Raw genomic sequence first — 14,049 nt, 5'->3', positions numbered from 1 at the left:
CGCGTCTCGGCGTCTCCGCACCTCTATAGCCTCCATCAGCTGCCCTACGTGAAAGGTGCGACTATGTCGGGGTTCTGGAGTTCCGAGACTATTAGGTCTCGAAGGAAGCAGCGACCGGAGTTCATTTGTCCTTTCGATGACGAACGCGTCAAACACGCTGCATATGAACTGAGCATGGGCAATCAGGCGTATGTCACGGGCGAGAAAGACCAAGAACTCATGGAGCCTCTGGGATCTGGCCAACGAGTGCAGATACCAGCTGGCCAATTTGCACTGTTGCTGACCAAAGAAACTATAGAGATGCCGGACGACGCGGTGGGCCTCCTGTCGATAAAGTCCAAGCACAAGCTCAGGGGACTTATCAGCGTTTCCGGGTTTCATGTCGATCCCGGTTACAAAGGGCGCATTCTGTACTCAGTCTACAATGCCGGACCGAAGGAAATCCTGATCGATCAAGACGATCCGGTATTTCTTCTGTGGTATGCAGGACTCGATAATCCAACTAGCGATCTCTACGGCCACGACGGCGGCGAACGGACCAAGGCCCCTCGTACTCAGATCACCGCCGACGACATTATGGAAATCAAAGGGACAACTTTCAGTCCTCAAGCTCTCGCGGCGAAGGTCGAAGAATTGGAGCGCCGCACGGCTTTTTGGCAGTTCCTTGGCCGTTCCGTCATCGGCGCGACAATCGTCGTTGCAGTTTCCATATTCATTGGCTGGGTCTCTGGGTTCGAGATTCGCAGAGCACCGGGAGAGAGTCAAGACTCGGGCCAAGAGGAGAACGCATTAGCGGTCGAATCGAACTGGGAGGCGGCAGGCGAGCAAGGGCAGTTTGTTGAACTTGACTATTCACTCGCCGAGGCCATGGCAGGCCGGCAGCACTGACTCGCAGAATCGGGCTAACTCGTCTGCGCCTTGATCTGGGCGTATGTTGAGGATGACCATGTTCACGCCAGCCTTGGCGTACGACTCAAGCACCGCGATCATCTGATCTGGTGAGCCAGCCACGATGCGGGCTTGGACTTGCTCGCGGGTCTCGCCACTGTCACCTTGCAGCACGGTGACCATCTGTTCAGTGATCGCTGGGTCGCCTGACAGTTCTGAGAAAACCGCCACAGTGCGTTTGAGTTCTCCAGGCTGTCGGCCAGCGCGTGCCAGTTCCTCGTCGAGTTCGTCGTTGATCCGAGGCCAGTCCCATGGAGCCCAGAAACCGTTGTACCAATCGGCGTGCTGCGCAGTGATCCGCCGAACTCGCCGGCCCTTGCCACCGATCAAGATGGGGATACCACCGGGCTGCAGCGGTTTCGGGTCAAAGCAGGCGTTGGTCAGGCGCACGTGGCGTCCCCGGTAGTCGACCGGATGGTTCGAGTCGTAGAGCAGAGCGATCGCTTCCAGCGTCTCTTCGAGCATCCTGACCCGCTCGCCAGCGCTCGGAAAGTCAAACCCATACATGGCGTGTTCAGCCTCGTGCCAGGCTGCGCCTATGCCCAGAACAGATCGTCCGCCAGTGATGTGATCGAGCGTGACGGCCATCTTGGCGAGCAACACAGGGTTGCGATACGTGATGCCAGACACCAGTGTGCCCACGCTGAGTCGTCGGGTTGACGTAGCCAGTGCTGCGGCCATAGTCCAGCCTTCAAACTGTGGACCATCGGGCACCTGTCCAGCGGTTCGAGGTGCGATGCCGAGGCTAAGCGGCACGAAATGGTCGAAGGTGAATGCTGCCGCGAGTCCCAATTCATCTGCCGCCTGCCACGTGTCTCTCAGACGCGCGTAGTCGGTGTTCTCGGGCGGCGTCTGAATAGCGAGCTCCATGCGTTCCCTCGTAAAGGCCGCGTTAACAATATCGACACCTGAGATGGAACTGTCTTCAGCTGGGAGCGATGCGGTCGTCGCTGTCTGGCGCGTGTTGTGTGTTCTGTTTTACGAAACCCGACAGAGCCGCCAACCGCACTCGTGCATGGTCAGGGTCGGCTGATGCTCGGGCTCCAGTCGAGGCGATGCTGATCAGGACAACCCGCTTGGCGATAGTCCGTGTCATGACCAGTCCAGCGGCGCGCCTGCGACCCCAACATCAGATTGCGTTTCCAGCCAAGCCGTGAACGCCGTTCGCAAGTCCTCGGGGAAGTTACGCTGGTAGTCGCGTACGCTGTCGAAATAATCCTTTCCTTCCCAGCAACGGAACTCGTTTGGGATCTTGACCGCCTTGTCGCCGTAGTAGGCAAACGTGCATGACGCGAGTACTCGCGGGACACTTGTGTCCTTCCGGACGTGGTCGAGGTTTGGGCTGCCGTCCTCAAGGCTGTGCCGACCGTCTTCTTGTATCCACGTGTGGCCATCTGCGGCGCGGTGGTAGATGTTGTCACCGTAGAGCTGTTTCAGGCTGCCTACGCGATGAGGTCTCTTCCGCAGGAAGCGCGGGTCATCCCAGTACTTGTCGTAGGAGAGCACTTCCTCGACCAACATGGCGAAGACGAGGTGACCGTGCTGGCCCTTTTGCCGTGAGCCGATTCCCGCTAACCAATCGCCGGGCTGCGCGACGCGTCGAATTCGTGGCTTGCATGTGGCGAGCGTGCACACACCATGGAACGGATTGGGCGCGAAGCCAATGTCGTGTACGACGACGTACGCAAACAGATCAGCCACGGGCTAGCAACCGATCCGTTTGATGGGCTGAGCAAGTCGCGGCACGCCTTGCGCATTCTCGAAAATCCGCTCGCCGTTGAACGCTGCGAGGATCTTCGCTGGGTCCCATGGGACAATCGCGTCGGCGTACCTCTTGAGCGGCTCCGGCTCCTCACAGCCAGCGGAGCCCGGTGCCCACACGCCGATGATCAGCTTGTCCGATGGCAGTTTGTTGGCGTATTCGATCTCCCAAGCGACCCAGTCGTGGTTTTTCGTATCGGGCGTGATGATGACGACAAGCTTGCCAGCCCACTGGATCCGAGGCGCGAGGATCGCCGACTTGATGTACTCGGGGCTACGTGCCTGGTTGGGCCGGTCGCTCGTGATCGATGAGTCCCGTATCTGAACGTCCTTGCCGTCCATCAGTCGCTTGAAATTGGCGTTGTGGTGGTCGTCCTCATGCCGGTGGCTGATGAACACGTTGTGGACTTCGCTCATGAGACCTCCTCAGTCCGTCACCTCCGAGGTTACGTAGGGGGTGCGACAACTTTCGTACGATTACGCCGTGCTCCCGCCGGTGCTCGAGATCTACGTCGTCTGGCACCCCGATGATGCTGAGGGCGTCCAACTCGCCGACACCCTGTTGGAGCACTTTCGCGGCACCCCGTACTCAGGCCTCACCGGCGGTGCCGTCGAGGTCTACGCGAGGTCTGCTCCGTGGGGTCACGACTCCGACGCACCGCGGCCTCTCCCATGCCAGGTAGCGCTACCTCACGACCTGTGGGCGGCTCGTGTGACGGCAGTCCTGCCCGTTGTCGGTGTACGTCTCGCCCGGGCCGTAGAGGACTCGCAGTCCAGTTGGCGGACCTACCTCACGGAGCTTCGGGCGGCGGCTGACGCGTCACCAGAGATCGTCGGCGTCTTCCCGATTCGGTTGCCCGGGACAGTTGACGGAACGCTGGTTGACATGCTCGGTGATCTCCAACATCTCGACTCGGCGAGTGTTGAAGATCCCGCGGTGCTGTGCCGTGAGGTCTCGCAAGCAGTCGCCCAGATTGTCAATGACCCGTTCGGCGACCGACTGACGGTCTTCATCAGTCACACGAAGCGTCATTCGATCGCTGAGGAACCCGATTACGTCGACGAAGTCGTGAAACTCGTGCGTTCAACCATCGGAGACACGCATCTGAGGCCGTACTTCGATACTTCTGACGTGCTACCCGGAACCGACTGGGGCCGCGAACTGCGGGCAAACGCCGCTTCAAGCGCGTTGCTGGCGATCCGCACAGACCTGTACGCCGGCCGCGAGTGGTGCCAGAAGGAATTCCTAACCGCCAAGCAAAACAGCATGCCGGTAGTGACGCTCAACGCCGTCCGCGATCGAGACGAGCGGGGGTCATTCCTCATGGATCATGTGCCGGCAGTGCGCTACGACGACCGGGACGACGGCTCGAGGCGTCGCAGCGTCGAGGCTGCGCTGAACTTGTTGGTCGACGGGGCACTGCGACGGGCGATTTGGAACGCTCAAGGCGAGGAGCTTCGCCTGGGCGGCATCGATTGGGCGCCGCCGTATGCGCCCGAGCCTGCGACAGCCATTCGGTGGTTGCTCGAGAACAGTGCGCGGATCATGGAAGACGACCCGATCCTTGTGATGCACCCGGACCCACCGCTGGGACCCGATGAGTCCGATGTCATCGATCAGCTCTTCGAGGTCGCAGGCGCCGCAGCGCGTGTCGACGTGGTCACGCCGCGGACCTACGCGAGCCGCGGAGGAGGGACTCTCTGATGCCGTCGCAGGGCCTGATCCCGACAAGGGCGTTGGACGGCGTGCGAGTCGGTATTTCAGTCTCCGACAGCGACGATCTACCTCGCCTTGGGCTGGCGAAGGCGCACGCAGAACTTGCCATCGGGGAGATCGCTCGCGCCGTACTCGTCGGCGGGGGCTCGCTGGTCTACGGAGGCAGGATCCGGCCTTCCGGATTCACGCAATGCCTGTTGCACGAAGTAGATCGGTACGGTCGCAGCAACGCCTTGACGCTGTGCCTCGCAGCGCCCGAACATCGGAAGCTCTCTCGAAGCGAACTCGACGGCATCGATCGACAACTGGGTTCGAAGGGCCAGGTGATCTGCTTGGATGAGCGAGGCAACCCTGTTCTCGACATCCTGAAGTCCAAGCCGCCCGAGCCACAGGACACTCACGAAGCCGCCAAGCCCCCCGCATACAGCGCACTTCGGCGCCACATGGTGACCATCACCGACGCGCGTGTGCTGCTGGGCGGCAAACTGTCCACGTTCGCGGGATCGATGCCGGGGATCCTCGAGGAAGCGATCATCACTGTGGCCCGTAAGCAGCCCTTGTTCGTATCCGCGGGCTTCGGCGGCGCAGCTGCGTTGGCGGCGCGTCATCTCGGGATAGACGACCTCGGCTGGGCGCCCGACGACTTCCCGCAACGGCCCGACGACGTCCGAGTCGACCGAGCAGTGGTGGAGCTTGAAGAAGTAGCTGCTGCATCGGGGTGGGATCCCGGGATGACAGGGCTTGAGACCGACGAGCTCGGCCAACTGTCGGCATCACACCGGGCCGGTGAAATCGCTGCGCTGGCTGTGAGAGGGCTGTCCCGAGCACTCAACCCGCCCTGATTATTCCGCGAGAACGAAGCGCTCTGGGTTGGTTGCAGACTCCTGATCTTGGATACAAGGATGGAGTGATGCTGCGCGGGCGCGCCTCGATGGCTGCCTTGTGTGCCGCCGAGCCGTTGGACACCATTACCTTCACGCAGCGGCACCATTTTGGGTCCCTGAGCAGCCGGATGGCCACTGAGTGCTGCGCCGTGGCGCTGGGGCACCATGGCGAGCACCTCGCCGGTGTTGCCGTTCACGGGCACCGTCACGTACCGGTGCCGCTTGCGCATCGAGGTCTCGTTCACCAACAGCACCCGGCGCCGGCGCTGCCGGTGGAGGTCGTCGTGCTGTTCGCGGGCGCCGCAGCGATCCTGGAGTGGCTGCGCGGCTGAGCAGAGCCACCGGGCCGATGCTGGACGGCACGGCAGCGTCTGAGTCGAAGACGAGTTGCCCAGCAGCCGCGGGGTGCCCTGCTTGCCGGTGTCGTGCTGGGAAATCGATTGATGGGCGTGGGGTGGGTTGGCTATGTTGGGTCCTGCCTCGTTGCCCGGCTTGTGCGGCGACCGAATCAGAACCGAACGTGCGCTGTCAAGCGCCGCGACGAACAGCGAGGCCCGATGACCGTTCCCGTCGAGACGACCGCCGCCATGACCCCGCCGGCTGAACAGGATGACCCCGCGAGTGCCGCTGACGCACTTGGTTCGGCCTCCGGTGCCCCCGTCATGAGCGATTCGGCTGTGGCCGGTGACGCTGGGGCTGGGGCTGGGTCGGGCAGGCCTGCGGTGTCGCCGTCGGGTGAGGGCGTGTCGGCGGTGTCCGAGACGCCCGGGGCCGTCAGGACCGGGGCTGGTGTTGAGCGGCGTTCGCCGCTGGTGCCTGTGCTGGTCGCGGTGACCGTGGCGTTGATCGGCGGCGTGTTCGTGTTCGCCTCGGCGGGCTTCAATGCGCTGCGGGACGACATGAACCGCGGCTTCGCTCAGATGGACAGCCGGTTCACCCAGGTCGATGCCCGGTTCGCTCAGATCGACGATCGGTTCGCCCAGGTCGATGCCCGGTTCACTCAGATCGACGATCGCTTGGCGGACATCAACGAGATTCTGCTGGATCACACAGACCGGCTCGCGCGTCTCGAGGCCGTCCAGAACACCCATACGCATCGGTAGCGGCCCGCCCCGTGCCGCGTCGGGGGCAGCGCAACGGAGCTCCGCCGCAGGCACCAAGCGGGGCATCTCGTGGCCTGCATTGTTGGGGAGGCTGCTGGGTCTGCAGATGTTCGGGTCTGCGCCTGCGATCGGCAGCGTGATCAGGCGGGTGCCTCGGTCGCTGTGTACGTGATGCCACGGCTGAGCCAACCCGCAGGGCCGACGTCCTCGAACCTCGCAGCGCCGGTGGCGAGGGGCGAAATTCCCCCTATGACGCGGCGGCGAAGGCCGTTACACTGGCCTTGTTCCGTGTACTTCGCGTAGACGGAACAAGCAGGTGGGGCTGATCGCGTGCGCAAGTGCCGCGATGGGCCCTCCAACCGGTCGGCGCTGTCACAAACCGCGGCGACGCGGGGTTTGACATGCTCGGGCGGGAGCATCTCCCGCCATGCAGAACAAGGAGAACAGGAACCTTGACTATTCGAACGAAGCGGCGTGGTAGGCGTTCGCTCGCGGCGATCTTGGCGTCGATGCTCGCAGCATCGGTGCTTGCGGTCGTGGCGGCGTCGCCGGCTCAGGCTGCGAACACTTCTTTTGAGGTGAAGATCGATCACGACAGCAATGCGGCCACGGCGATGGTTCGTGAGTTCGCGGGGCAGGATCGTTATGACACGGCGCTGCGGCTGGCGAAGAATTTCGCCAACTCCAAGGGCGGTCTGGGCGCGGTGCCGACTGCGTTCGTTGCGTCGGGTGTGAGTCTGGTCGATTCGATCTCGGTTGCCGGCTTGGCTGGCTATGTGGACGCTCCGATCCTGCTGACCGCTACGGACAGCTTGCATGGCGGCGTCGCTGATTTCATCGAGGATTACGGCGTCAGCACGGTGTATGTGCTGGGCGGTTCTGCTGCTGTGGCCGACTCGGTGTTGACTTCCATCGAAGCCCTGAACGCGAGTCCGACTGCGACGCGCGTCGCGGGCGATGACCGGTATGCGACTGCCGCGGCGATCGCGTCGATGATCGACGTTGAGTCGTCGTGGTGCGGCACTGGCGCGGTGAGCGCTGTGCTGATCAACGGCAGCAGCGACGCTTTGGCGTTCGGCGTGGCAGTGCAGACGGTCGCGTACCGGCTGCAGCTTCCGGTGCTGATGACGGCGGCCGACGAGCTGCCTGACGCGACTGCGGAGTACATCACCGCGAACGATGTGGAGCATGTCCAGATCGTCGGCGGCACCGGCGCTGTGTCGGCTGGTGTCGCTTCGGCGCTGACCACGCTCGGCGTCGACACCGTGGACCGGGTCGAAGGCGACTCCGCTTCGGCTGCGTCGGTCGCTTTGGCGCAGATGGCCGGCAACGGCTGCGGCGACGCCTTGGGCCTCGTGTCGAACAACATGGTCGCACTGGTTCGCGGCAACCCTGACGGCGTGGTCGGCGCTCCGGTGCTCGCGTCGAGCCTTGCGGGCGGTTTCTTGGTTTCGCCGCTGGTTGTCGGTGACAGTCTTCCGGCTTCGGTGAGCGACTACCTCGCCGCGACGCCCAAGGCCGTCGGCGCCGACAAGCTGAATCTCGGCATCGTCGCGATCGGCGGCACTGCTGCGGTCAGCGAGGCCACGATGGATGCCGCTTTGGCTGCGGCAGCTTCCTCGGGTGCGCTCACTGTGCAGATCGGCGCCAACACGGACACCAACGCTGACGGGTCGATCAACGCGGACGACCCGGTGCGGCCCGACACGACTGCGGTTGTTCGCACGTCGGGCAGCGAGACCGGTCCGAGGATCTCGCTGTATTTCAGTGATGATGTGGAGCCTGATTTGGCGAAGCTGCAGGACATCATCGAGATCAACGGCGTCCCGGCGGTGGTGTTGGCTGCGACGGCGAACCCTGGCCGGGTGTGCGACCAGCGCAGGATCGACGTGACGCTTGGTCAGCATCTGCGTAGCGGCGACACGATCTCGGTCGTGCGTCACGCGACTCATACATTCGGCACCGGCAGCGACAGGCGCACTGTTGAGCCGGCCTCGACGACGGTGCAGGCTCCGCCTGCTGATCGCACGCGGCCCGCGGTGACGGTTCTTGCCATTGCGCCCGCGAACGCGGACGGCACAGCAGCAACCGGTGTGACCAACCAGGATGTCAACGGCTTCGCGGTGACCTTCAGCGACGCCGGCGGGTTCCCGGTGATGGCCGCAAACAGCAGCCTCGATGCTGATGACTTCACCTTCGTGCCGGCGGCGGGCGTGGGAACCACAACAACGAACGTCATCACGGCGAACGGCGTCACTCACACGGCGACCACCGCGGAGTCCAACAAGCGCTTCGCGGCGACGGTGGAGATCGGCCGTCCTTTGGCGGTGGGTGACAGGCTTGTCGTCAAGCCGGGCGTGATCAGCGACACGGCCCGCCCGCTGGCCAACGGCAACGCGGGGACCTCGGGCACGGCGATCAGGCCGCAGGCGAGCCCGCGCATCACCTCGGTGCTGATGAGCAGCCTCAAGCACAGCGTGCAGAACTCGTGGCCGGTGCCCGACGGGCTCGTCGGCGGCGTCGCAACCGACGGCGCCGGGATCACGATCCGGGCCAAGGCCGACGGCGACGCTGCTGGGGCTGCGGGCAACGGCTGGACGATGGTGTTCGACCGGGTCAGCACTCACAGTGCAGCCAAGCCGCTGGACATCGACGTGCGCGTCGACACCAGGGGCCAGCGGGTGACGGTGCGGTTCGTGAACGGCCCCGCGACAGCCACGTTGGGCGACCTGCTCGCCGCTTTGGAGGCGAACGCCGACTTCGACGCGCGCTTCTCCGCGGGCTTCGCCGACTGCAGTGAGGCGGCGACCGCCGGGCCCAACGGCGGCCATGGGTCCGCGATTGCGCTGGGCCTGGTGACAGGCGAAACGCCTCCACGCGATGTCGTGGCTGCCTCCAACGGCACAGGCCGCACCCAGTTCGCGATCGAGGTCCGGTTCAACGGTTACGTCGACAGCGTCAGCCACGAGGCTCTGCTGGCCGACGTGCTGGCCAACGCAGCTCACCGTGCGGGCACCACCAACGACGCCAGCGGCATCCGTGCTGACGTCGACGGGGGCACCATCGCCGACGACGGCACCATCACCGCCGGCACTGCCGGTGGCGGCCTCGGCCTTTCCGCATCCGATCCGTCCGACGGTTTCGCTGCGCCGGCGAGGATCGTGCGTTATGAGGGCGAGACCGCCTTGGTGAAGAACCTGCCCAAGGCACGTGACCTGATCACCACTGACGCCGGGGCACGGCTCCAAGCCGACAACCCGGGCACCACTGCTGTGGAGACCAACTATCGGCCCGCGGTGCCGCCGGTCGCGAACGGTTTCGCTGCCGACGTCAACACCACAGCGGCCAACGCGAAAGTCGACCAAGGCCGCAACGGCGCTTCGCAGGTCCGCATCTCCCAAACCAGCAGCATCAAGGCCCGCAACTAGCAAGTTGCACAGTTGACCTGAACCGCTCGGGCGGCCTGACCGCCTGACCGGCAAAGACCGACAACGAAAGAGCCCCGGGGCACCCGCCCCGGGGCTCCTTCGCGTCCGGACCCGCCGGACTCGAGCATTCGCGTTCCGACGAGCTTGTCGAAAGGTCCGGCATCGCCGGCATGGCCACGAGGCGGCCGACGGTTGCCTCAGACACCGTTCCCGGAGTGCGAGCACCATTTCACCCAGCTCGGCGACCCGCGATCGCGGCGTATATGTCTCGCACCGGACACCCACCATCAGGCCGGCGCGGTGTTCGCTCAGCGATCTGATCCCGTTCGCGACGACGCCCGGGTGCGAGAGGATCTCTGACTGCACCGCTGTATCGCGCTATTGCGGGCATTGTGCAGCCGGGAACGATTCCGTACCCTTGTGGGTTGCCGTGTCACAGGAAACGTCCTGCAGCGGTTCTACATGACAAGCGGGAGATCGGTGCCACCAGGCCCGGTGCTCGGACACCAGTTAATCCAAGCAGGAGGCTCGGAACCTTGACTATTCGAACGAAGCGGCGTGGTAGGCGTTCGCTCGCGGCGATCTTGGCGTCGATGCTCGCAGCATCGGTGCTTGCGGTCGTGGCGGCGTCGCCGGCTCAGGCTGCGAACACTTCTTTTGAGGTGAAGATCGATCACGACAGCAATGCGGCCACGGCGATGGTTCGTGAGTTCGCGGGGCAGGATCGTTATGACACGGCGCTGCGGCTGGCGAAGAATTTCGCCAACTCCAAGGGCGGTCTGGGCGCGGTGCCGACTGCGTTCGTTGCGTCGGGTGTGAGTCTGGTCGATTCGATCTCGGTTGCCGGCTTGGCTGGCTATGTGGACGCTCCGATCCTGCTGACCGCTACGGACAGCTTGCATGGCGGCGTCGCTGATTTCATCGAGGATTACGGCGTCAGCACGGTGTATGTGCTGGGCGGTTCTGCTGCTGTGGCCGACTCGGTGTTGACTTCCATCGAAGCCCTGAACGCGAGTCCGACTGCGACGCGCGTCGCGGGCGATGACCGGTATGCGACTGCCGCGGCGATCGCGTCGATGATCGACGTTGAGTCGTCGTGGTGCGGCACTGGCGCGGTGAGCGCTGTGCTGATCAACGGCAGCAGCGACGCTTTGGCGTTCGGCGTGGCAGTGCAGACGGTCGCGTACCGGCTGCAGCTTCCGGTGCTGATGACGGCGGCCGACGAGCTGCCTGACGCGACTGCGGAGTACATCACCGCGAACGATGTGGAGCATGTCCAGATCGTCGGCGGCACCGGCGCTGTGTCGGCTGGTGTCGCTTCGGCGCTGACCACGCTCGGCGTCGACACCGTGGACCGGGTCGAAGGCGACTCCGCTTCGGCTGCGTCGGTCGCTTTGGCGCAGATGGCCGGCAACGGCTGCGGCGACGCCTTGGGCCTCGTGTCGAACAACATGGTCGCACTGGTTCGCGGCAACCCTGACGGCGTGGTCGGCGCTCCGGTGCTCGCGTCGAGCCTTGCGGGCGGTTTCTTGGTTTCGCCGCTGGTTGTCGGTGACAGTCTTCCGGCTTCGGTGAGCGACTACCTCGCCGCGACGCCCAAGGCCGTCGGCGCCGACAAGCTGAATCTCGGCATCGTCGCGATCGGCGGCACTGCTGCGGTCAGCGAGGCCACGATGGATGCCGCTTTGGCTGCGGCAGCTTCCTCGGGTGCGCTCACTGTGCAGATCGGCGCCAACACGGACACCAACGCTGACGGGTCGATCAACGCGGACGACCCGGTGCGGCCCGACACGACTGCGGTTGTTCGCACGTCGGGCAGCGAGACCGGTCCGAGGATCTCGCTGTATTTCAGTGATGATGTGGAGCCTGATTTGGCGAAGCTGCAGGACATCATCGAGATCAACGGCGTCCCGGCGGTGGTGTTGGCTGCGACGGCGAACCCTGGCCGGGTGTGCGACCAGCGCAGGATCGACGTGACGCTTGGTCAGCATCTGCGTAGCGGCGACACGATCTCGGTCGTGCGTCACGCGACTCATACATTCGGCACCGGCAGCGACAGGCGCACTGTTGAGCCGGCCTCGACGACGGTGCAGGCTCCGCCTGCTGATCGCACGCGGCCCGCGGTGACGGTTCTTGCCATTGCGCCCGCGAACGCGGACGGCACAGCAGCAACCGGTGTGACCAACCAGGATGTCAACGGCTTCGCGGTGACCTTCAGCGACGCCGGCGGGTTCCCGGTGATGGCCGCAAACAGCAGCCTCGATGCTGATGACTTCACCTTCGTGCCGGCGGCGGGCGTGGGAACCACAACAACGAACGTCATCACGGCGAACGGCGTCACTCACACGGCGACCACCGCGGAGTCCAACAAGCGCTTCGCGGCGACGGTGGAGATCGGCCGTCCTTTGGCGGTGGGTGACAGGCTTGTCGTCAAGCCGGGCGTGATCAGCGACACGGCCCGCCCGCTGGCCAACGGCAACGCGGGGACCTCGGGCACGGCGATCAGGCCGCAGGCGAGCCCGCGCATCACCTCGGTGCTGATGAGCAGCCTCAAGCACAGCGTGCAGAACTCGTGGCCGGTGCCCGACGGGCTCGTCGGCGGCGTCGCAACCGACGGCGCCGGGATCACGATCCGGGCCAAGGCCGACGGCGACGCTGCTGGGGCTGCGGGCAACGGCTGGACGATGGTGTTCGACCGGGTCAGCACTCACAGTGCAGCCAAGCCGCTGGACATCGACGTGCGCGTCGACACCAGGGGCCAGCGGGTGACGGTGCGGTTCGTGAACGGCCCCGCGACAGCCACGTTGGGCGACCTGCTCGCCGCTTTGGAGGCGAACGCCGACTTCGACGCGCGCTTCTCCGCGGGCTTCGCCGACTGCAGTGAGGCGGCGACCGCCGGGCCCAACGGCGGCCATGGGTCCGCGATTGCGCTGGGCCTGGTGACAGGCGAAACGCCTCCACGCGATGTCGTGGCTGCCTCCAACGGCACAGGCCGCACCCAGTTCGCGATCGAGGTCCGGTTCAACGGTTACGTCGACAGCGTCAGCCACGAGGCTCTGCTGGCCGACGTGCTGGCCAACGCAGCTCACCGTGCGGGCACCACCAACGACGCCAGCGGCATCCGTGCTGACGTCGACGGGGGCACCATCGCCGACGACGGCACCATCACCGCCGGCACTGCCGGTGGCGGCCTCGGCCTTTCCGCATCCGATCCGTCCGACGGTTTCGCTGCGCCGGCGAGGATCGTGCGTTATGAGGGCGAGACCGCCTTGGTGAAGAACCTGCCCAAGGCACGTGACCTGATCACCACTGACGCCGGCGCACGGCTCCAAGCCGACAACCCGGGCACCACTGCTGTGGAGACCAACTATCGGCCCGCGGTGCCGCCGGTCGCGAACGGTTTCGCTGCCGACGTCAACACCACAGCGGCCAACGCGAAAGTCGACCAAGGCCGCAACGGCGCTTCGCAGGTCCGCATCTCCCAAACCAGCAGCATCAAGGCCCGCAACTAGCAAGTTGCACAGTTGACCTGAACCGCTCGGGCGGCCTGACCGCCTGACCGGCAAAGACCGACAACGAAAGAGCCCCGGGGCACCCGCCCCGGGGCTCCTTCGCGTCCGGACCCGCCGGACTCGAGCATTCGCGTTCCGACGAGCTTGTCGAAAGGTCCGGCATCGCCGGCATGGCCACGAGGCGGCCGACGGTTGCCTCAGACACCGTTCCCGGAGTGCGAGCACCATTTCACCCAGCTCGGCGACCCGCGATCGCGGCGTATATGTCTCGCACCGGACACCCACCATCGCAGGACATCGGAGGCGGCCGGCGGCCGACCCGAGAGCCGAATCGCCGCAGGCGACAAGGCAGCGCTGCTATCGCATGGCGCCGCAGTCGGCTGAGCAGCACCCGAGGGGGCAGCCGAGACGGTCGCGGCCGACCGCCATGAGCGCAGCGCGTGGGCACGTCGAGCCTGCATCGACGAGCCCACATCGACGTTCGCGGCACCAGATGCAAGGTGTGCGACACGGGCTTCGGCGCGGCCTGCGGCGAGTTCGCCGACCCTCATGGAGCTCTCCTCAGACTCGCTTGCTGGTTTTCCTGATCTGTGAGTGTCCACCGGCAGGGGTGGAGTCCCTGCTCGCGCTGCGGGTCGCAGACCGAATCGGCCTCGACGCCGGGTGACTTGCAGGGATGTCGGGCGCAGGACTCGG

10 protein-coding genes are annotated in these 14,049 nt (G+C 64.9%); 7 read left to right on the top strand and 3 right to left on the bottom strand.

What is annotated here, in order from left to right; all coding sequences use genetic code 11:
* The first annotated feature begins 63 nt into the window (after nucleotides 1-63).
* On the top strand, nucleotides 64-888 hold the full coding sequence (locus ACOGJB_RS10480; protein ID WP_419837090.1) for a dCTP deaminase domain-containing protein: 825 nt from the start codon (nucleotides 64-66) through the stop codon (nucleotides 886-888).
* Here the strand turns inward: ACOGJB_RS10480 and ACOGJB_RS10475 are convergent.
* The 3 genes from ACOGJB_RS10475 to ACOGJB_RS10465 all read right to left on the bottom strand — a co-directional run bounded on the left by ACOGJB_RS10475 (nucleotide 853) and on the right by ACOGJB_RS10465 (nucleotide 3,126).
* Nucleotides 853-1,818: an LLM class flavin-dependent oxidoreductase gene (locus tag ACOGJB_RS10475; RefSeq protein ID WP_419837089.1), complete on the bottom strand. Its 966-nt coding sequence runs from the start codon at nucleotides 1,816-1,818 to the stop codon at nucleotides 853-855. The genes ACOGJB_RS10480 and ACOGJB_RS10475 overlap by 36 nt on opposite strands.
* 222 nt (nucleotides 1,819-2,040) lie before the next feature.
* Nucleotides 2,041-2,649, bottom strand: coding sequence for a hypothetical protein (locus ACOGJB_RS10470; RefSeq protein WP_419837088.1), 609 nt, complete (start codon nucleotides 2,647-2,649; stop codon nucleotides 2,041-2,043).
* A gap of 3 nt (nucleotides 2,650-2,652) precedes the next feature.
* Nucleotides 2,653-3,126, bottom strand: a complete 474-nt coding sequence (locus tag ACOGJB_RS10465) for a TIR domain-containing protein (RefSeq protein ID WP_419837087.1) — start codon at nucleotides 3,124-3,126, stop codon at nucleotides 2,653-2,655.
* Nucleotides 3,127-3,193: 67 nt separating this feature from the next.
* On the opposite strand from ACOGJB_RS10465, the gene ACOGJB_RS10460 reads away from it, so the two are divergent.
* The 6 genes from ACOGJB_RS10460 (at nucleotide 3,194) to ACOGJB_RS10435 (ending at nucleotide 13,353) form a co-directional block, all read left to right on the top strand.
* Nucleotides 3,194-4,414 (top strand): hypothetical protein, encoded by a 1,221-nt coding sequence (locus tag ACOGJB_RS10460; protein ID WP_419837086.1) that lies wholly within the window; start codon nucleotides 3,194-3,196, stop codon nucleotides 4,412-4,414.
* The gene (locus ACOGJB_RS10455; RefSeq protein ID WP_419837085.1) at nucleotides 4,414-5,268 is read left to right on the top strand and encodes a hypothetical protein; all 855 of its coding nucleotides are present in this window, start codon (nucleotides 4,414-4,416) and stop codon (nucleotides 5,266-5,268) included. Before ACOGJB_RS10460 ends, ACOGJB_RS10455 begins: the two co-directional genes overlap by 1 nt.
* A 68-nt stretch (nucleotides 5,269-5,336) precedes the next feature.
* Nucleotides 5,337-5,642: a hypothetical protein gene (locus ACOGJB_RS10450; protein WP_419837084.1), complete on the top strand. Its 306-nt coding sequence runs from the start codon at nucleotides 5,337-5,339 to the stop codon at nucleotides 5,640-5,642.
* Between the two features lie 225 nt (nucleotides 5,643-5,867).
* On the top strand, nucleotides 5,868-6,413 hold the full coding sequence (locus ACOGJB_RS10445; protein ID WP_419837083.1) for a hypothetical protein: 546 nt from the start codon (nucleotides 5,868-5,870) through the stop codon (nucleotides 6,411-6,413).
* 452 nt (nucleotides 6,414-6,865) lie between these two features.
* Nucleotides 6,866-9,841, top strand: coding sequence for a cell wall-binding repeat-containing protein (locus ACOGJB_RS10440; RefSeq protein ID WP_419837082.1), 2,976 nt, complete (start codon nucleotides 6,866-6,868; stop codon nucleotides 9,839-9,841).
* A 536-nt stretch (nucleotides 9,842-10,377) separates the two neighbouring features.
* Complete coding sequence (locus ACOGJB_RS10435; RefSeq protein ID WP_419837082.1) at nucleotides 10,378-13,353, top strand: cell wall-binding repeat-containing protein; 2,976 nt, start codon at nucleotides 10,378-10,380, stop codon at nucleotides 13,351-13,353.
* The last annotated feature ends 696 nt before the right edge of the window (nucleotides 13,354-14,049 follow it).

Origin of the sequence: Candidatus Poriferisodalis sp. (assembly GCF_965208895.1) — a bacterium.
In the GTDB taxonomy this organism is placed as follows: domain Bacteria; phylum Actinomycetota; class Acidimicrobiia; order Acidimicrobiales; family Poriferisodalaceae; genus Poriferisodalis.
The sequence above is the reverse complement of the archived record's forward strand: the minus strand, read 5'-3'. Positions and strand labels throughout refer to the sequence as shown.